The 968-nt window shown below is 63.9% G+C and carries 1 pseudogene; it reads left to right on the forward strand.

The features are described 5' to 3' along the window. A pseudogene (locus tag H5407_RS23490) lies at positions 1 to 968 on the forward strand (RHS repeat protein); the annotation flags it as partial.

Below are 968 nucleotides of genomic sequence, written 5' to 3' on the forward strand. Positions count from 1 at the left end.
GGTGCGCACGGACCCGCGGGGCTACAGCCAGCACACGGTCTATGACGCAGCCAATCGACCGCTGATGGACGTCAACGCCGTGGGTGGTGTGCGCCAGCAGCGCTACGACGGGCTGGGCATGCCGGTGATGGTGTCGGATGCAGACGGCGTTGGGCTGCAGACCAGCTACGACAACTTTGGTCGCGTCGCAAAGACGATGGATGGCTTGGGCAACGCCCAGGAATACGGCTACGACTTGGCTGATGGTCGGCCCGGCAGCCAGGGGGCGCCGACTGAGATCAAGACGGCTAGCCTGACGCAAAAGTACCGCTTCGATGCCGGCGAACGACTGAGCAGCCAGCAATTGCAGGACACCACGGAATTCGCCGGCGCGGCGCGCGGCCAGACGCAAAGCTATGACCAGTCGGGCCGCACCATCAGTCGCGTTGATGCCTATGGCAAGGCCGAGAAGTACGGCTACAACGCCTTTGGGCAGCAAACCGAGGCCACGGACCGCCTGGGCAACAAGACGCTGATCCGCTATGACGCTCGGGGCAACGTCATCGACGTGGAGAACGCCAAGGGCGCGCACTACCGCTTCGAATACGACAAGGCGGACCGACTGGTCAAGGAAGTGAAGCCGCTGGGTCAGACCACGCGCTATGAGTACGACGCCCAGGGCAATCTGCTGAGAAAGACAGATCCGCTGGGCCGGGTGCAGAAGTACAGCTATGACGCCCAGGATCGACTGGCCGAGGTCCAGCACCTGCGTGCCGACAGCAGCCTCTGGCAGAAGACCACCTTCCAGTGGCAGAACACCTTGCTGGTGGCCTGGGACAGCTGGGACTACTCTCGCCCGGAAGGGCAGCAGCAGTCCAGCGCCACGCTGAACTATGACGAGGAAGGGCGCAAGACCGAGGAGACCGTGAGCCTGCCCAACCCGGCCGGTGCTCGCTACAGCATGAGCTACCGGTACGGCTACAGCGCGG

The organism is Mitsuaria sp. WAJ17 (assembly GCF_014174515.1).
Taxonomy (GTDB): Bacteria; Pseudomonadota; Gammaproteobacteria; order Burkholderiales; family Burkholderiaceae_C; genus Roseateles_B.